The sequence below is a fragment of the Cryobacterium levicorallinum genome (genome assembly GCF_004402405.1).
GTDB lineage: Bacteria > Actinomycetota > Actinomycetes > Actinomycetales > Microbacteriaceae > Cryobacterium > Cryobacterium levicorallinum.
This window is the reverse complement of record NZ_SOFE01000003.1, coordinates 1-16,635: the sequence shown is the minus strand read 5'-3', so window position 1 is coordinate 16,635 and position 16,635 is coordinate 1. Positions and strand designations below refer to the sequence as shown.

Sequence of the window (16,635 nt, the reverse complement as noted above, 5' to 3'; positions counted from 1 at the left end):
TCGGTTTACTGGCTGACGTCGGCGCCGAAGTACTTGTCCGAGAGCTCGGCCAGCGTGCCGTCGGCGCTCAGGGTGGCGAGCGCTTCGCTCACGGCGTCGGCCAGGGCCGTGCCGTCCTTGGCGAAGGCGAACGCGCTCTCCGAGCGCTCCTCTGTCTCGGCGGCGATCTTCAGGTTGTCGGCGCCGTTGGTCTTCTGGTAATCGAGGAAGGTCAGCTTGTCGTTGACCGTGGCATCCACTCGGCCCTGTTCGACCAGGGCGACCGATTGGGCCCAGCCCTCAACGCCCTCAACGGTGGCGCCACTCTCAGTAGCGAGGGTGTTCCAGTTGCTGGTCAACGACTGCGCGGTTGTCTTGCCGTCGAGGCTCGCGAACGAGGTGATCGAGGTGTTGTCGGACGGAACCACGATGACGCCGGTGGAGTAGGTATACGGCGTGGAGAACTTGTAGGCGTCCAGGCGTTCCGGCGTGATGGACACCTGGTTGGCGATGGTGTCCCAGCGGCCGGCGGTGAGGCCGGCGAAGATGGCGTCCCACTGGGTTTCTTCAAACTTGGCGTCAACGCCGAGCTCGGTGGCGACGGCGCGAGCGACTTCGACGTCATAACCGGTCAGTTCGCCGGATCCGTCTTCGTGGAACGAGAACGGCCGGTAGGTTCCCTCGGTGCCGATCACGAGGGTGCCGGCGTCGAGCACACTGCTGAGCGAATCGTCGGTGCCGGTCGTGCTGTCCGCTGCGTTGTCGGCGCTGGAGGCCGAGCAGCCGGTCAGGGTGAGGGCGACGATGGAAAGCAAAGCGGCTGGAATGAATCTGAGCTTCATGAAAAACGCCTAACGAACTAATGGGGGTGAGCGCGGGTCGTGCGGGTACTGTCCCAGAATGTGCGGAGGCCGCGAGTAGCGGCGTCCCCAGCGTAACAAGGCGCTGGCGGGCTCGAATATTCCGGTTACGCCCGATGGCAGCGCTGGTTGGGTACGAAAGCAGCGCTTGTCGGCCACGACGCAACGCCCAGCGGCTACGAGCGCAGTGCGAGCGTGAACGGCAGCACGGCCGAGGCGCCGTGCTGGCGCAGCACGCGGGCGGCCACGGTCACGGTCCAGCGGCTGTCGGCAAGGTCGTCGATGAGCATAATAGGGCGCCCGGCGAACGGTGCGAGCGCCTCAGCGAGATTGGGCCCCACCGCGAATCGGTCCCAGACGCTGGACAGCCGGTAGGCGCTGTTGCCGCCGGGTTCACCGGTGGGGCCGCCGTTCGCCCAGTTCAGGGCGCCGAGCCACGGCAGCCGGCCGACCTCGGACAGTGACCGGGCCGCCGAATCGATCAGAAGCGGATGCTGCCGCGACGGCATCGAGACAATAGCCGCCGGTCGATCGGCCCACCCCCACTCGGCCAGCACCCGCACACAGGCGGCCAGCATGGCCGGCGGGGCTGCAGCATCGGCTGCACCGGTGGCGAAGAGATCTCGCAGGGGGCCGCCCCAGCCTAGGTCGGTCAGCCGGGCCAGCGCGCGGCCGGGTTCGGCGCGTTCTGCGAGGGGGATCTTGCCGGTGGCCGCGACGCCGAGGCTGCTCATGCCGGTGGGCCATTGGGCGCGCACGTCGATCGCGACGCCCACCCGGTCGAGCGATTGCGCGGCCGTGGTGGCTGCTCCCTCGGCCAGGTCGACCGGATACCAGGAGCCCTGGCAGTTGTCGCAGCGGCCGCAGGGCACGGCGGTATCGTCGTCGAGGGCGCGTTGCAGAAATTCCATGCGGCAGCCGGTGGTGCTCTCGAATTCGAGCATCGCCCGCTGTTCGCCGAGCCGCGCGGCGGCGATGCGTTCGTAGCGTTCGGAGTCGTAGACCCAGGGCTGCCCGGTGGACTGCCAGCCGCCCTTGACCCGGTGCACGGCGCCGTCGACGTCGAGCACCTTGAGCAGCAGTTCGAGCGGGGTGCGCCGAAGGTCGACCCTGGCCTCGAGCGCCGGCGTCGACAGGGGTGCACCGGCAGCTTCGAGCGCGCCGATCACGGCGAGGGCCTTGGCCTGATTGGGCATCGAAGCGGTCGCGAAATAGTGCCAGATCGCCTCGTCCTCGGTGCCGGGCAATAGCAGCACGTCGGCCGAGGCGGTGGCACGACCGGCGCGTCCCACCTGCTGGTAGTACGCGACGGGGGAGGAAGGCGCCCCTAGATGCAGCACGAAACCGAGGTCGGGTTTGTCGAATCCCATGCCGAGGGCACTCGTGGCGATGAGCGCCTTGACCTGGTTGGTCTTGAGGAGCCCCTCGGACTCTTCGCGCTCAGCCGTATCGGTTTGCCCGGTGTAGGCGCGCACCGCGTGGCCGGCCTCACGCAGCAGCCGGGCGGTGTCTTCGGCCGCCGCCACGGTGAGGGTGTAGATGATGCCGCTACCGGGCAGATCGCCGAGGTGGCTGAGCAGCCAGGCCAGTCGAGCACGCGAGTCGGGCAGGCGCAGCACGCCGAGGCGCAGCGAAGAACGGGCGAGCGGGCCGCGAATCGTGACGACCTCTGCGGCGCCAGTGCCGGCACCAAAACCAGCGGCGACCATACCCACCTGCTCCGCGACATCTTGCACGACCCGGCTGTTGGCGGTCGCCGTCGTGGCGAGCACCGGCACCCCTGTCGGCATCTGGGCGATCAGGTCGCGCAGGCGACGGTAGTCCGGGCGAAAGTCGTGGCCCCAGTCCGAGATGCAGTGTGCTTCATCGACCACGAGCAGGCCGACGCGGGCGATCAAAGCGGGCAGCTGCTCATCGCGGAAAGACGGATTGTTCAGCCGTTCGGGCGACACCAGCAGCACGTCAACCTCGTCGGCATCGAGCTGACGCAGCACGTCGGCCCACTCTTGCGCGTTCGACGAGTTGATCGACACCGCTCTTACCCCGGCTCGCGCCGCCGCGGCAACCTGGTCGCGCATCAGTGCGAGCAGCGGCGAGACCAGAATGGTCGGGCCGGCGCCCTGGCGTCGCAGCAGCAGGGTCGCCACAAAATACACGGCCGATTTGCCCCACCCAGTGCGCTGCACGACGAGTGCGCGGCGGCGATGGTCGACCAGGGTTTCGATCGCCTCGTACTGGCCGTCGTGCCAGGAGGCGTCGTCCCGACCCACCAGGGTGCGCAGAATGGCCAGAGCGGATGCGCGGGTGTCGGTCATCCTTCAAGGGTGCCAGATACCACCGACAGTCCCGCCCGCCCTCGGGTTTGCGGGAGCGGAATGCTGCTCGACGCACTGAAAATCGCCGGGAAAGCCCATTCCGGTCGGGCGTCCGTGCGCGTACTGTTCTGTCATCGCTAGACCCAGGTCGGTGGGTATCTGTGTGGCTGGGGCACGCTCCCGCGCCCTTCCGATCTGGTTATGCGTCCTGGGATTAGTCGCCGGCCTCCGGCTCGTGATGCTCATGGCTGGTCCATTCCTGACGGCAGCAGGTATCGACTTCCCCGGGTTTCTTTGGGTTGCCTCCATGGCACTGATCCCGCTGGGAATGCTGTGGTGGCTGGGGCTCGGCGTTGTGCTGCTGGTCAAGTCCCACCACGGCGGATAGGGGCCGGTCGATCCGGCAGCACCACAACGTTTCGCTGACCAAGCAGCCGCAGAACCCGCGCGATAGATTCTCGAACACCGGTCCAGCGTGCGTGTCGTGGGGCATCCGTCAGTTTTGAGCGACATCGCTCAGTAGGCTCGGTGGGTGAACGTGATTCAGGAGATCGAGACGCGGCTGCCGGAACAGGCGGTCGTCGGTTTTCGCCGACTCATCGGCCAGGCCCGTGTGGGCGACCCGATCCTGCTGCAGGAACGAGCCATGGCACGCATGGTCGCGCAAGCGCAGTGGATTTTGAACCGGGTCGGCACCGACGGCATCCGTTTGACTCAGGCCGGACACCTGCCGCCGGCCGTCGTCGTGGAGGCAGCCGCCGCGCTCGACTGGGGCTGGCCGATCAGCGTCAACCGTGAAGTCCACTTGAGCCCGCTGCAGGAGCTGCGCGGGCACCTGCGCGATGTCGGGTTGCTGCGCATCAGCAAGGGGACGCTGCTGCTCACCAAGAAGGGTCGCGCCCTTGCCGGGAATCCGCGCGAACTGTGGTGGCACCTCGCCCGCACCATTCATCACAGTCGGACTGCCGCCGTGAGCGATGCCACCCGACTGCTGCTGCTGTTCGTCGCGACCCGCGGCCTCACCCGACGCGAGGACTATCTGGTGACCCTCGCGCGCGCGCTCGGCTCACTCGGCTGGGTGCAGTCCGACGGTCAGGAACCGACGACGGACTCGGTTTGGCACCTCGTCGACACCAAGTGGCGCCTGCTCAACCGGCTCAGCGTGTTCGAGCAGACCGATGCCTGGCACGGCGACCGCAGCGCTGTCACCGTTGGCGGCGCGGCTTTCGCCCGAGCGGCCCTGCAATCCGAGGCGCCGGTCGCTGGGTAGATCACGCCCACGGCATCCGCTGCCCGACCTGAGTGGTTGGATGGAGGAATGGATGCAACGCCCGACTACATCACCGATTTCACTGCTTTTCTGCAAGCCTCACCGTCGTCGTACCACGCCGCAGCCGAGGTGGCCCGGCGCCTCGACGCGGCCGGTTTCACCCGGCTGAGCGAGTCAGACAACTGGATCGATGCTGCAGAGCGTTGCTACGTCGTGCGCGACGGCGCCGTGATCGCCTGGTCCCAGCCGGCCAACGCCGGGCCCACCACGCCGTTCCGCATCCTCGGCGCGCACACCGACTCCCCGGGGTTCAAGCTCAAGCCCAAACCCACGATCGGCGCACACGGTTGGCTACAGGCTGGCGTCGAGGTCTACGGCGGGCCGCTGCAGAACTCCTGGCTCGACCGCGAGCTCGAGCTCGCCGGCCGGCTGGTCACCCGCGATGGCGTTGAGCATCTGGTGCGCACCGGACCGTTCCTGCGTATCCCGCAGCTTGCGGTGCACCTCGACCGCGAGGTCAATAACGGCCTGACCCTCGACAAGCAACGCCACCTCACGCCGGTCTTCGGCGTCGGCGATGCCGCCGAGGCCGACCTGCTGGCTCATCTGGCCAGTCTGGCCGGTCTTCGGGCAGCGGATGTTGCCGGTTACGACATTCTCACCGCAGACACCAACCCTCCGGCGACGTTCGGTCTCGGCCAGGAGCTGTTTGCCGGCGGGCGCCTCGACAACCTCACCTCGGTGTACGCCGGGCTGCGCGCCCTGATCCTGACGAGCGAGCACACCACCGGCCCGATCAGCGTGCTGGCCGCCTTCGACCACGAAGAGCTCGACTCGCAGTCCCGCTCCGGCGCGAGCGGGCCGCTGCTCGATGACATTCTCACTCGGATCGGCGCCGGTCTCGGCGCATCCGTTTCGGAGCGGCTGCAGGCCTACGCCGAGTCCTGGTGCCTCTCCGCCGACGCCGGACATGCCGTGCACCCGAACTACCCCGAGCGCCACGACCCGGCGAATGCGCCCATTCTCGGCGGCGGCCCGCTGCTTAAAATCAATGCCAACCAGCGTTACGCAACGGATGCCCATGGCGCGGCCCTGTGGGCGCGCACCTGCGCCCAGGCCAACGTTGAGTACCAGGAATTCGTCTCCAACAACACGGTTCCCTGCGGGTCGACCATCGGACCACTGACCGCGACCCGCCTCGGCATCCGCGTCGTCGACGTTGGTGTGCCGTTGTTGTCGATGCACTCAGCGCGGGAACTCTGCCACGTCAACGATCCCCAAGCGCTCAGCGCGGCTACGGCTGCGTTCTTCGTGCCCGAGGCGTAACCGGACCTGGTCCGGACGGCACCCATTCGAGGGCTGGGTCAGGAGCGGGTGCTGATAGGGCGAGGGCTGGGGTGTCGGTGTATCCGCTGTCGCCCGCTCGACGACGTCAAGCTGCACGCTGATGAAGTCACTACCGCAGTACTCGATCACGGTGTGTGGAATGCCTTCCGGCGCCAGGGCCTGATCTTACCGAGTAACAGTCGATCGAGGCCCGCGCGGGGGCTACGTCTCGGGAGCGAGCTGGTCGGTGCGTGTGATCCGCGCCAAACGTGCGCGGGCAGCATCCTCTGAGGTCGACGAAGGGCCGAGCAGGGTGCGCACGACGCCCAGAACGAGGCGGGTGGCCCAGAGGGAGGGCAGTCGGGAGCGTTTCAGACCGAGCATGTCGCGATACTCGCGAGGGATCGAGGCGACGGCCCCGGCGAACATGATGCGGTAAAAGGGCAGCATGCCACGGCTGAGCGGCGGGTAGCGGATGAATCGCACCGCCTCGGCGACGCGGGCGTCGCTTTTCAGGGTTCCGGCGCTGCGAAAGGCCTCCAGCTGGGCGGCGAGTTCACTGGCCGAATGTGGAGCATTTTGCACGCCGATCAGCTCGCCGGCCGTGGCCCATTCGTTGACGTAGCCGTCGGAACCGCCGGGAATGGCGTCGCCCCAAAGCAGGTGGGTCTGCAGGAAGGCGTCGGTGAAGACCACGTGCACCCACGAGAGAAGCTCGGGGTCACCCGCGGTGTACGGCCGTTCTTTGCCCTGCGCATCAAGGTAGGTCCCGGCGACGCGTTCGTGAAAGTGAGCCACCCGGTCCGATTCGCGCTGAGCCACCACCGTGTCCGCGAAGGTCACGGTGACGAGCCATTGAATCGTTCCCGACAGGCGGCCGAGCGGGTCTTCGTGATAGCGGGACCAGTCGTGCACCCCGGCCATCGCGCCCGGGTGCAGCGTCTGCATGAGCAGGGCCCGAATGCCGGCGACCATGGTCGCCATTCCGCCGTGTACCGCCCAGGCCGCGCTGCCCGGGCCGAAGTACCCGGCGTCGTCGCCCGTCGCTATCTGGCCGACCCATTTCGGCCGGCCTTCGCTGTTGCCCGACAGCGTGACCAGTAGGTGCGAGCGCCAGCTGTCAAAAAATTTGCCCATCCTCGGATGGTAGCCCTGCCCTGCTGGACGCTCGCCGCGAGTGCAGCAGCGCTGGCGTTGCGTATCGCGAGTTCTGCGGATTTTACGTTGAGTTTGTCGTGCTGTCGCGGTATAGGTTGCAGGCTCTGTCGAATCCGTCCTTGGTGGTGGTGGTGACGATTGGCCATTAGCCACCGGAGCGAGGTTAACCGTCGCAATGAAAGTAGGTTCAAGCTCCGTGAGAAAGCCGATGCGGAGGGGGCGGAGCTGGGTGATGGTCATGATGAGTCTCCTCGGTTAGGCGTTGCTGTCGGCATAGCGGGTAACAGTGCACGTTTCGTCGGGCTGGGTGTCGATGCGGCCCTCGTCGGCCAGCCCGAAGGCTGGCCGACCCTGGCTCCTACAGTTCGGCGGCGTCGGTCGCGTCGGTGATGATCCGCGCCCCGAATTCTTTGATGAGGCGGTGGCATCCGGCACTGCTGGTGGGTGAGGTGGCCGGGCCGGGGACGGTGCCGAACGGGTTCCCAGCGCGGCAGTGTGACCGGTGGTGTTCAGCGAACCAGAACGCCACTCCGTCTTCACCACGAGCGTCGTCGTACTGCCGGCGGCGATCAACCGTCTTCGCATCCGGAATCTTCGGACTAGAAAGTCCAGACCCGGTCGAGCAGGTCGGTGACGATCTGCTCTAATCAGCTGCGCTGAGCCGGATCGAGCCTGACCATCAGAGCAGAAGTCTCGGGTCACCACGCCGTCACAACCCACGCAGACCGGTCGATTGAGGATTAGGTGGGGATTAGACTGATCGCATCGATCCAGGGCGTGGTCGCGCAAGGAGGTCGCGGGTGCCGATTACGCGGACCGTGCTGGAAGTCGCCGAGCAGTATCCGGACCAGCTGGCGATAGTTGCAGCTGATATTCGGCTGACGTATGCGCAACTCGTTGAGGATTCCCGGTACATGTTCGCCGCCGTGGAGGAGCTTCACTTGAGGCAGCACACGCCGCCGGTACCCGCCGCTGAAACCGGCGGCATCCCGATCACGGCCGTGAGCATCGCATCAGCGTTCCATACGGCACGCATCATCGCGGGGCTCGCGGGGTTCCGCGCTGTGTCGGCGACTATCGACCCACGGTGGCCGCTGGAGCACAGGGTCGGCGTCATTCTTGCCACGGGAATCGGTGTGGTGATCAGTGATGCTACCGACCTTGCGGATGCCCTCGCCGCGCGCGGCTGGACCGGTACGATCCAGCCGCTGGCCGACTTCATGCAGCGCGAGGCATCTGCCACGGCGGCGGCAGCACCGACGGTGCGGCACGGCAACGAGCCTTTCCTCCTCTTGTTCTCATCGGGCACGACGAGCAACCCCAAGGCATTCCTGAAGACGCGGCACCAGTACCGCGAGAACTTCGCGATCTCCAGTGCGCACCTGGAACCACGGCCCGGCGTCGCAACGCTCGCGCCCGGCCCAGTGTCGTACAGCCTCACCCTCTACGCGCTGATCGAGTGCCTCGCCTCCGGAGGCAGCGCGCACATGGCGGACGTGTTCAATCCGCTGGAAATGGCCGCGCGCATCCTCGACGAGAAGATCACCCGCGTCGTTACGGTCCCTGCCGTCGTGCAGGCACTGGTGAATGCCGCCCGTCGTGACCCCGCCCGCTTCACCACGCTCGAACTGATCGTCACTGGCGGCGCGAATCTACCCGCCGTTCTTCGTGCGGGTTTGGCCGACGTGCTGCCCGATGTGCGGCTGATCAGTTATTACGGTGCAGCTGAGATCGGGTTCATCGGTGACAGCCGTGACGGTGACGGCACAACTATCAACATCTACGATGGTGTCAAGGCGAGTATTCGCGACAAGGATGGCGCCGAGCTGCCCGACGGCGAGCCCGGCACGCTGTGGATCCGGGCCGCCGCTTGCTCCGACGGTTACATCGCCCGTACGACAAATGCCGTGCTGAAGGGCTCCGACGGCTGGTCAACCGTACATGACCACGGCCGGCTGGTCGACGGTGCGTTGGTTCTGGTGGGCCGCGCCGGAGACATCGCCGTCACCGGCGGACACAAGGTGGCGTTACCGGAGGTGGAACGCGCATTCGAGGTGATACCGCGCCTGGGCGCGATTTGCGCCGTGGCGCTTCCTCATGAACGGCTGGGCACTGTCATCGCCCTCGTCATCGAGGGTGAAACACCAAACAAGGGCCAGCTGCTCACGCACGCGCGGCACAACCTGGCCCCGCAATTCGTCCCACGCCGTTGGTACTGGGTCGAGCGGCTGCCGCGCACAATCGGCGGAAAGATTCGCCGCGCCGCCACCGCGCAGCTCGTCGCGCGGGGAGAGGCCGTGCGGCTGTGAGCGATCGGCGCCGCGTGGTCATCACCGGGCTCGGGGCGATCACCCCGAGCGGCTTGGATGTGCCGACGATGTGGGATGCCGTCCGCCACGGCCGCAGCGCCATTACGACACTTGACGATCCCGAATTCGCCGACCTGGCCGTGCGCATCGGCGGACAGGTGCACGGGTTCGAGGTATCCAGCGTCCTCGCACCGAGCCTTGCCCGTCGGCTGAGCCGCAGCCAACACTGGGCCGTCGCGGCCGCTGACCAGGCACTGGCGCAGGCAGGCTGGACGCCCGGAACCGGCGAGATGCCGTGGGACCCGCACCGATTCGCGGTGATCGCCGCCACGGGCTCCGGACCGGTCAACGCCATGCAGCACGCCACCCGCGCCCTCGACGAGCGCGGCCCCCGAGCAGTGCCACTGACCCTCGCGATCTACGGTGCACCCGACGCAGCGGCGGCCCTACTCAGCCAGCGCTACCAGGCATTCGGGCCGGCACAGAGCGTATCGGCGACGTGCGCGAGCGGCGCGATCGGTCTCGGGGAGGCGCTGCGTCGCATCCGCCACGGCTACGCCGACGCAGTCCTCGTCGTCGGTGTCGAGGACTGCCTGAACCCGGTAAATCTCGCATCGAACGCGAACATACGCGCCCTGGCAGCTGGGTACGAGCATGATCCCGCCGCCGCATCCCGCCCCTTCGATCGGGCACGCTCCGGCTTCGTAATGTCGGCCGGGGCCGCCGCCATCCTTCTCGAGTCCGAGGAGGGCGCGCGCACCCGCCGGGCCACAGTGTTAGCCCAGCTGGCCGGTTTCGGGGCGGCCAGCGATGCGTACCACCCGACCGCACCGCATCCACAAGGTCGAGGAGCGGCGCAAGCTGTGCGAGTCTGCCTTGCCGACGCCGGCGTCACGCCAGATGCCGTCGACCACATCAACGCACACGGCACCGGAACACCGACCGGTGATGCCGCCGAACTGAACGCGATGGATGCCGCGCTCGGTGATCGAGCTCGCAGCATCCCGATCAGCGCAACCAAGTCCAGCACAGGCCACCTCCTCGGCGCGTCCGGGGTGGTGGAGGCAATCATCGCCGTGCAGTCGTTGCGTGACGAGGTATTACCGCCCACTCGCAACCTCGACGACCTCGAGTTCGCGGGCTGGGATATCGTGGCCGGCAAGGCCCGCCGACAGCGTGTTGACACGGTGCTGTCGAACTCGTTCGGGTTCGGCGGCCACAACGGCGCGGTACTGATCAGACGCGCCAATGCATGACGAAGGAGCAGACATGTCAGATCGGGAAACCCGACACGCAGAGCTGGCCTCGACGTACCTGCCCGACGACCTGTTGGGCCGTTTCCGCGCGCGGGCCGAGATCTACGATCGGGAAAACCGCTTCTTCGATGAGGACCTCGCCGAGCTCACAGCGCAAGGCTATCTCACCCTGTTTGTGCCGGAGGAGTTCGGCGGCGCAGGTCTGAGCCTCAACGAAGTATCTCGGCTGCAGCAGCGTCTGGCCACGGCAGCGCCCGCGACGGCCCTCGCCGTAAACATGCACCTGATGTGCGTCGGGGTTGTACGTGCGATGTTCGAGCGCGGCGACCGGTCGCTGACGTACGTGTTCGACGAGGCGATGGCCGGTGAGATCTTCGCGTTCGGGGTGAGCGAGCCAGCCAACGACTGGGTACTGCAGGGGTCGAACACCGTTGCTCAGCCGCAGGAGGACGGCGGTTATCTGCTGACCGGGGTGAAGGTTTTCACCTCACTGTCGCCGGTATGGACGCGCCTGATCACCCACGGGCTGGACAGCACCGATGCCGACAACCCGACGCTCGTGTACGGGTTCATCGAGCGGAGCGCGGAGGGCATCAGCGTGTCGGACCAGTGGGACGTGCTCGGTATGCGCGCGTCGCAGAGCCGTGCGACGATCCTGAAGAACGTGCGGATGCGGCCGGAGAAGGTCGCTCGCAGAATTCCGACGGGGCGATACCCCGATCTGTTGACGTTCGCGATCACGAGCAACTTTCAACTGCTGATCGGGGCTGTGTACACGGGTGTCGCGCGCCGTGCGCTGGATCTGGGCGCCGCGGGGCTGAAAAGCCGGAAGTCGGCCAAGAACGGCACTACCTACGCCCAGGTTCCGGAGTTCCGGGCACGCCTGGCCGACGCCCTCATGGCGTACATGGCCGTGCCCGCGCAGTTGGATGCCTACACTCGCGACTTCGACGACCTCATCGACCACGGCGCAGGCTGGCCGCTGCGTCTGGTCAGCGCGCGCATCAACGCATCCAACGTGGCCCGGCACGCGACCGAGACCGCGCTGATGTGCGCAAGTGGCAGCGGATACAACAACAGCGACGAGCTTAACCGCCTGTTCCGGGATGCTACGGCCGGGCTGTTCCATCCGCCGAGTGCCGACGCCGCCCGACCGATGTACGCGGCCGCATTACTCGACGAGCCCACCGTTGCGTGACGGGCTTCGTCCGCCAAAGCTGATCCCTGTTCGCTGGTCATTCCATTGTCCTGCCAACTCGATTGAGGCTGGGTGCAATCTCCCCGGCAGATCAAACCGGACGAGATCGTGGCATTCTCGGCACGAACAGGGCCGGGAAAATCACGATCATCACGATGGCCGCGACTCTTCTGCAGCCAACCCACGGGAGAACGTGAACTTCATTGCCGACCTCCGGGACACCAACAGCAAACGTAGAAGTCGGCTCAACTCGGACTGGAACTGGAAGGGGTGAATTTTAGACGATTTGTCATGAAACAGATTCTTCTTATCTCTGTCTCATTCACCATACGAGCGCAAGTCTCTGGAGACCGTCACCTGCGTGCTCCACGGCGTCATCATCGACTATTGCGGAACGAACTCTTTAGGAAAAGTAGAGGTAGCATGACTGACAATTTCTACTCCAACCCGGCCGCCAGGCGGTGGCGAACGGATGCTGTGGACGACTCGATCCTGCAATTCCACCGCAGCCTGCCCGACTACCGGCCGAGCTCGCTCACGGAGGTTTCCGCCCTGGCCGACGAGTTGAGGGTCGGCCGTGCGTTCGTGAAAGACGAATCGTTCCGATTCGGCCTGCCGGCGTTCAAGATGATGGGCGCGTCGTACGCGGTGTCGCGCGTGCTGTCGGCTCGGGTAGGGTCGCCGGATGCGGCGCTTCCGCTGGAGGAGTTGCGCGACCGGCTGACCGCGCAGGCACCGTTCACCCTGGTCGCCGCGACCGACGGCAACCACGGGCGCGCGGTCGCCCATATGGCGCGGCTGCTCGGCCTGCCCGCGCGCATCTTCGTCTCGAACTACCTGTCGAAGCTCCCCTGGGCGGCGATCGAATCGGAGGGTGCGGGGGTATTTGGGGTGGACGCACCGTACGACGGCGTGGTGGCTGCCGCCCGCGCCTATGTCGAGTCGGCGGGGGAGAGTGCACTCCACATCCAGGACACCGCCTGGCCCGGCTATGAGCAGGTACCGCAGCTTATCGTCGACGGCTACTCGACCATCTTCAGTGAGGCTGACGCGCAGCTGGGGGAATTGGGGCTTCTCGCCGACCTGGTGACGGTTCCCGTCGGTGTCGGGTCCCTGGCTGAGGCGGCCATCCGCCACTATCGCTCGCGACCGGATGGAGTCGCCGCGGCTCCGACAGTGCTGAGCGTCGAACCCGAGAACGCACCATCCGTCATCGTCTCGCTGCAAGCCGGTACGCTCACCTCAGTGCCGACCTCATACACGATCATGGCCGGCCTCAACTGCGGCACGCCGTCGAGCAACTCCTGGCCATATTTGATCGACGGTCTGGATGCCGCAGTCACCGTCTCGGAGGACGACACGCGGCGCGCTGTGCACGACCTCGAGCAGCTCGGGGTGGACGCCGGCCCGTGCGGCGCGTCGTCCCTGGCGGCGATGCGCGCAATCGCAGGCGATCCGGGCAGACGCACCGCAGCGTCGCTGACTTCCGATGCCGTGGTCGTGCTGCTGAGTACAGAAAGCCGCTCTGCAAATCCGATCTGAGCCGAGGGATCCGCGTCAGGTCAGCCGGATGCCCGTCACAGGTGGCTCAGCACGTCCAGTCGAAGCTGCGCGACGACGGCGACTACGATGCAGCTGATGACGGTGATGGTCGGCACCCAGCCGTGGACCGAGCCGAGTGTCCGAGCCATCCGCTCGTCGAAACGGCCCTGGCTGGTATTGTGCAGGGTCACGGCCCAGAACAGCGGGACTTTCCGATCGTCTTTGAACTCCTGGGTGAAACGCCTACGTGCTGCGGTAATGCTGATCTCTACTTTCAGTAGACCCTCATTTTAAGAGGGCCCACTGTCCGAGATATCCGCAGCAGCTCACTTTGGGATTTAGTGCTCTAATGCTATTCAGGCCCGGAAGGAGGTCATCATCGAGTAGACGGTTTAGGTAACGCGTATGACGGTTGTCTCGGTCCGGGCATCATCTGTTATCTGGGGTTAGATCAGATCGGCGTGGTGGGCCGCAGCCACGTTGGGGTGGGCGCGTAAGCGGTAGCGCAGGGCGTTGTCACCGTAGGTCGTCTCGAGAATGGGGCTGTTGGTCGGGTCGGCAGAGAGCCCGCGGGCCTCGCGAGTAAGACTCTCGTCGAGCTGCAGTCGCGGCATTACGGTGTCGAGTGCAGGGTTGAAGAAGAACGGCACGGAGATGCGGTCGGACCCGTCTTCAGGGGAGAAAACGCGGTGCAGGGTCGCCTTGAGGTAGCCATCCGTTGCCAGTTCGAGCATTTCGCCGATGTTCACGACGAAGGCGCCGTCGAGCGGGGGAGCGTCGATCCACTCGCCATCGTGCTCGACTTGCAGGCCGTCTTTGTCTGGTTCGACGAGCAGCAGTGTGAGAACTCCACCGTCGCGGTGCTCGCCCACACCCTGGGCACGTACCGGCTGGCCGGGATAGCGCACGATCTTGGTCAAGAGGAACGGGTTCTCGGCGAAAGCGGCGTCGAAGACCCTCTCGGGGCTGCCGAGAGCGAGTGCCCAGGCGCGCAGCAGGCGAAGCGCGATGCGGCTCAGCTCCTCATTCCAGCGCAGGGCGACGGTCTTCAGCTCGGGCAAGGACTCCGGCCAGAGGTTCGGGCCCTCGAGGCGCCAATAGTCTGGAGTTCCGACGGCGAGGGGCACGGGCTCGCGGTCTACTCCGATATCGATTTGCTCACGCCAGTCAACGGCGTTGGCGGTGAGCTCCCCGCCAACGCGGGTATAACCGCGAAACTGGGGACTATGGATGTTTTCCAGCTTGAGTTTCTGTTCGGCCGGCAGATCAAAGAATTTGCGGGAGACGGCGAGGAGCTCTTTCGTCAGCTGCGGGTCGACGCCGTGGCCGGTCAGGTAGAAGAACCCGACCTCGTGGGTGACGCGCAGGAGTTCGGCGCGGAATACCGCAGCTTCGGCTTCGCCAGCGTCGAGTTGAGAGAAATCGAGGATCGGCAGTGAGAACACCATGGTACAAGTCTGGCACTGAGCAGGCCACGCCGCGAATCGTGACGCCTTCGAGCCTTAGACAGGGTTATAAGTGTCGGCTGACATTCGCTTGGATGTGCGGGGTTTAGCACCACTCAGCGGGACGTGACCTTCAGCGCCGCGAGGACTGCGGTGATGGAATATATCGAATCTTGGTACAACCGGCGGCGCCCTCATTCACACAGCGGAGGGCTCCAACCCGCGGTCGCGTCGGCCGCTCACCGCGACGCCCGCCAAACGGTAGCGGCGTAGAAGAAAAATCAATCAGATTGTCTCAATAACTTGACGGACGCACATCGGCGATGCGGAATTGGCGCGGTGCTGGTGCGCGGGGCGGTGGAGCAGGCGCGGACGCTGGGGCTATTCGTGATTGAGAATCGTTTATTGTTTCGACATCAAAAAGTTGGCACCAACCGACTTCGGCGGAGTATTACGAGCGATTATCACTCTCCTGCAGATGGAAGCAAGGTTCACGACCTTCAGTTGCGTAAATGCTGTCTCGAATATGTCTGAGTTTCTCTCGCTTTTGTGTTCGGTTTGGGCTAGAATCATGGGGAGGAGGCAATGGCGCCCATGTTCATGGAAAACCCGAGCGACGTCAGTGTGAACCCCACTATTGTGGCGGTGGAGCAGGCGCGGGAGGCGTTGTTGGCGGCGTTGGGTGGGGTGTCGTTCGGGCTGCTCGGTGATGACGAGTCCTTGAGCATGTTGCTTGCGTTGGAGGGTGTGGGTCGGGTTGTTGATGGGGCCCGGGTGCTGTCGACGACGGATGTGCTGCGTCGTTCCGAGTACTTTGATGAGTCCGTGGCGAAGACGGCAGCGGCGATGACCGCCGATCAGACCGAGGTGGAAGCGGCGGGCGCGGTGTCTCTGGCGCGTCGGCTGGGCTGCCGCAGCGGTCTCGTGTTGGTTTCGACCCTGGCTCGGTTGTCGCGCAGTGAGGTGCGGCAGCGTGCCAGCCTGAGTAAGACTGCGGGTGAGCGGATGCTGCTCGGTCGGCCCCTGACGCCGACCTATCCCGTTGTCGGGGAAGCTGTGCAGGGCGGGTTGCTTGGCGTGGAGCAGGCCCGCGTGATCGTGAAGGTCCTCGACGGCCTACGCCCCTCGGTTCTGGTTGATGACCTTGACCGGGTCGAACGCTCTCTCGTGGCGAGTGGGTCCGGTGCGATCACCCCGGAGACCGAGGGGCTTCCGGGTGCGGGGATTGCGTTCGCGCCGGAGTTGCTGCGGCAGCAGGGCATTGCGTGGCAGGCCCGCCTTGCGCCCGATGGGTCCGCGCCTGGTGAGGCTGCGGTGGAAAACGGCACAGCTGGCTCTCCTTTGGTGGGCTGGCGAACGGGGGCTACAGCCTCTCCGGCTGGCTGAGCACCCTCGACCGCGCCATCATCAGCACCGTCTTCGACGCCTACCTGTCTTCGGCCGCCGCCAACCCCGTCCCCGGCGCTACCCCACGCGCCACGGTCGCGTTCCACGCGAGCGAACCGTCCGCTGAAGACGGCACGGACAGCACCAGCAGCGATGGCAGCGACAGCAGCGACAGCGACGGTCGCGCAGCAGCTGCCGCCGACGCTGACGGTGGCGACCAGGCCGAGAACCACACACCGACAGAGCACGGCGAAGCCGACGAACAGACGGGAGCAAGCGACGGCCAGGTGCTCAGTCCTTGCCCGCAGGAACCCGGCGACGTCCGCTCGATTGGTGAGAAGCAGGACGGGATCCTCCGCGCGGTGTTCGAGGCGGCCGCTCGACAGCCGGGAACCCCGACGATGGGCGGCGCGGCACCGACGGTGCTGGTGCACATCCACGTCGACGACCTCCTCGCCGGGCGCGGCGCCGGCTGGATCGATGGCATCAACGGCCCCCTCAGCGTCAAACAAGTCGAAGAACTCGTCTGCGCCGGCGGCTATCAGCCCGTGTTGTTCGGCCACCAGGGTCAGGTTGTGCACCTCGGCACCA

15 protein-coding genes and 2 pseudogenes are annotated in these 16,635 nt (G+C 66.0%); 10 read left to right on the top strand and 7 right to left on the bottom strand.

What is annotated here, in order from left to right; translation table 11 throughout:
• Positions 1–5: 5 nt before the first annotated feature.
• Both E3O11_RS01800 and E3O11_RS01795 read right to left on the bottom strand, forming a co-directional pair.
• Complete coding sequence (locus tag E3O11_RS01800) at positions 6–821, bottom strand: amino acid ABC transporter substrate-binding protein (RefSeq protein ID WP_092451234.1); 816 nt, start codon at positions 819–821, stop codon at positions 6–8.
• A gap of 194 nt (positions 822–1,015) precedes the next feature.
• Positions 1,016–3,154 (bottom strand): RecQ family ATP-dependent DNA helicase, encoded by a 2,139-nt coding sequence (locus E3O11_RS01795; protein ID WP_092451232.1) that lies wholly within the window; start codon positions 3,152–3,154, stop codon positions 1,016–1,018.
• Positions 3,155–3,398: 244 nt separating this feature from the next.
• Between E3O11_RS01795 and E3O11_RS17435 the strand changes: the two genes are divergently transcribed.
• The 3 genes from E3O11_RS17435 (at position 3,399) to E3O11_RS01785 (ending at position 5,750) form a co-directional block, all read left to right on the top strand.
• Positions 3,399–3,542 carry a hypothetical protein gene (locus E3O11_RS17435; RefSeq protein WP_158251650.1) on the top strand — a complete coding sequence of 48 codons (144 nt, stop codon included), beginning with the start codon at positions 3,399–3,401 and terminating at the stop codon, positions 3,540–3,542.
• A gap of 144 nt (positions 3,543–3,686) precedes the next feature.
• Complete coding sequence (locus E3O11_RS01790; RefSeq protein WP_092451228.1) at positions 3,687–4,424, top strand: hypothetical protein; 738 nt, start codon at positions 3,687–3,689, stop codon at positions 4,422–4,424.
• A gap of 48 nt (positions 4,425–4,472) precedes the next feature.
• Complete coding sequence (locus E3O11_RS01785) at positions 4,473–5,750, top strand: M18 family aminopeptidase (RefSeq protein WP_092451226.1); 1,278 nt, start codon at positions 4,473–4,475, stop codon at positions 5,748–5,750.
• Between the two features lie 222 nt (positions 5,751–5,972).
• On the opposite strand, the gene E3O11_RS01780 is transcribed toward E3O11_RS01785, so the two are convergent.
• The 3 genes and pseudogenes from E3O11_RS01780 to E3O11_RS18870 all read right to left on the bottom strand — a co-directional run.
• Positions 5,973–6,887, bottom strand: a complete 915-nt coding sequence (locus E3O11_RS01780) for an oxygenase MpaB family protein (protein ID WP_092451224.1) — start codon at positions 6,885–6,887, stop codon at positions 5,973–5,975.
• A gap of 379 nt (positions 6,888–7,266) precedes the next feature.
• The gene (locus E3O11_RS17430; RefSeq protein WP_166787456.1) at positions 7,267–7,437 is read right to left on the bottom strand and encodes a hypothetical protein; all 171 of its coding nucleotides are present in this window, start codon (positions 7,435–7,437) and stop codon (positions 7,267–7,269) included.
• Between the two features lie 11 nt (positions 7,438–7,448).
• Positions 7,449–7,493 (bottom strand): annotated as a pseudogene (locus tag E3O11_RS18870) (hypothetical protein); the annotation flags it as partial.
• A gap of 215 nt (positions 7,494–7,708) precedes the next feature.
• Here E3O11_RS18870 and E3O11_RS01775 point away from each other — a divergent pair.
• From E3O11_RS01775 to E3O11_RS01760, 4 genes are all read left to right on the top strand, one after another.
• On the top strand, positions 7,709–9,217 hold the full coding sequence (locus tag E3O11_RS01775) for a class I adenylate-forming enzyme family protein (RefSeq protein WP_092451222.1): 1,509 nt from the start codon (positions 7,709–7,711) through the stop codon (positions 9,215–9,217).
• The gene (locus E3O11_RS01770; RefSeq protein WP_092451220.1) at positions 9,214–10,473 is read left to right on the top strand and encodes a beta-ketoacyl-[acyl-carrier-protein] synthase family protein; all 1,260 of its coding nucleotides are present in this window, start codon (positions 9,214–9,216) and stop codon (positions 10,471–10,473) included. Before E3O11_RS01775 ends, E3O11_RS01770 begins: the two co-directional genes overlap by 4 nt.
• Before the next feature lie 13 nt (positions 10,474–10,486).
• The gene (locus tag E3O11_RS01765; protein ID WP_092451219.1) at positions 10,487–11,671 is read left to right on the top strand and encodes an acyl-CoA dehydrogenase family protein; all 1,185 of its coding nucleotides are present in this window, start codon (positions 10,487–10,489) and stop codon (positions 11,669–11,671) included.
• 423 nt (positions 11,672–12,094) lie between these two features.
• Entirely contained in the window at positions 12,095–13,213 is a 1,119-nt protein-coding gene (locus E3O11_RS01760; RefSeq protein ID WP_092451216.1) for a pyridoxal-phosphate dependent enzyme, read from the top strand.
• A gap of 35 nt (positions 13,214–13,248) precedes the next feature.
• Here E3O11_RS01760 and E3O11_RS17425 read toward each other — a convergent pair whose 3' ends face one another.
• Positions 13,249–13,404 carry a hypothetical protein gene (locus E3O11_RS17425; RefSeq protein ID WP_166787455.1) on the bottom strand — a complete coding sequence of 52 codons (156 nt, stop codon included), beginning with the start codon at positions 13,402–13,404 and terminating at the stop codon, positions 13,249–13,251.
• 255 nt (positions 13,405–13,659) lie between these two features.
• Positions 13,660–14,661 (bottom strand): isopenicillin N synthase family dioxygenase, encoded by a 1,002-nt coding sequence (locus E3O11_RS01755; RefSeq protein WP_092451214.1) that lies wholly within the window; start codon positions 14,659–14,661, stop codon positions 13,660–13,662.
• A gap of 135 nt (positions 14,662–14,796) precedes the next feature.
• On the opposite strand from E3O11_RS01755, the pseudogene E3O11_RS01750 reads away from it, so the two are divergent.
• The 3 genes and pseudogenes from E3O11_RS01750 to E3O11_RS17980 all read left to right on the top strand — a co-directional run.
• Positions 14,797–14,931 (top strand): annotated as a pseudogene (locus tag E3O11_RS01750) (IS3 family transposase); the annotation flags it as partial.
• A 312-nt stretch (positions 14,932–15,243) separates the two neighbouring features.
• Complete coding sequence (locus tag E3O11_RS01745) at positions 15,244–16,044, top strand: DUF222 domain-containing protein (protein ID WP_134495367.1); 801 nt, start codon at positions 15,244–15,246, stop codon at positions 16,042–16,044.
• 287 nt (positions 16,045–16,331) lie between these two features.
• Positions 16,332–16,635: DUF222 domain-containing protein (locus tag E3O11_RS17980; protein WP_134495365.1), on the top strand; the 304-nt coding region annotated here is incomplete at its 3' end.

Coding starts and splice junctions, on each gene's coding strand:
- E3O11_RS01780 (WP_092451224.1), bottom strand. CDS start 6,887: ATGGGCAAATTTTTTGACAGCTGGCGCTCGCACCTACTGGTCACGCTG.
- E3O11_RS01755 (WP_092451214.1), bottom strand. CDS start 14,661: ATGGTGTTCTCACTGCCGATCCTCGATTTCTCTCAACTCGACGCTGGC.
- E3O11_RS01760 (WP_092451216.1), top strand. CDS start 12,095: ATGACTGACAATTTCTACTCCAACCCGGCCGCCAGGCGGTGGCGAACG.
- E3O11_RS17435 (WP_158251650.1), top strand. CDS start 3,399: ATGGCTGGTCCATTCCTGACGGCAGCAGGTATCGACTTCCCCGGGTTT.
- E3O11_RS01745 (WP_134495367.1), top strand. CDS start 15,244: ATGGCGCCCATGTTCATGGAAAACCCGAGCGACGTCAGTGTGAACCCC.
- E3O11_RS01785 (WP_092451226.1), top strand. CDS start 4,473: ATGGATGCAACGCCCGACTACATCACCGATTTCACTGCTTTTCTGCAA.
- E3O11_RS01765 (WP_092451219.1), top strand. CDS start 10,487: ATGTCAGATCGGGAAACCCGACACGCAGAGCTGGCCTCGACGTACCTG.
- E3O11_RS01800 (WP_092451234.1), bottom strand. CDS start 821: ATGAAGCTCAGATTCATTCCAGCCGCTTTGCTTTCCATCGTCGCCCTC.
- E3O11_RS01795 (WP_092451232.1), bottom strand. CDS start 3,154: ATGACCGACACCCGCGCATCCGCTCTGGCCATTCTGCGCACCCTGGTG.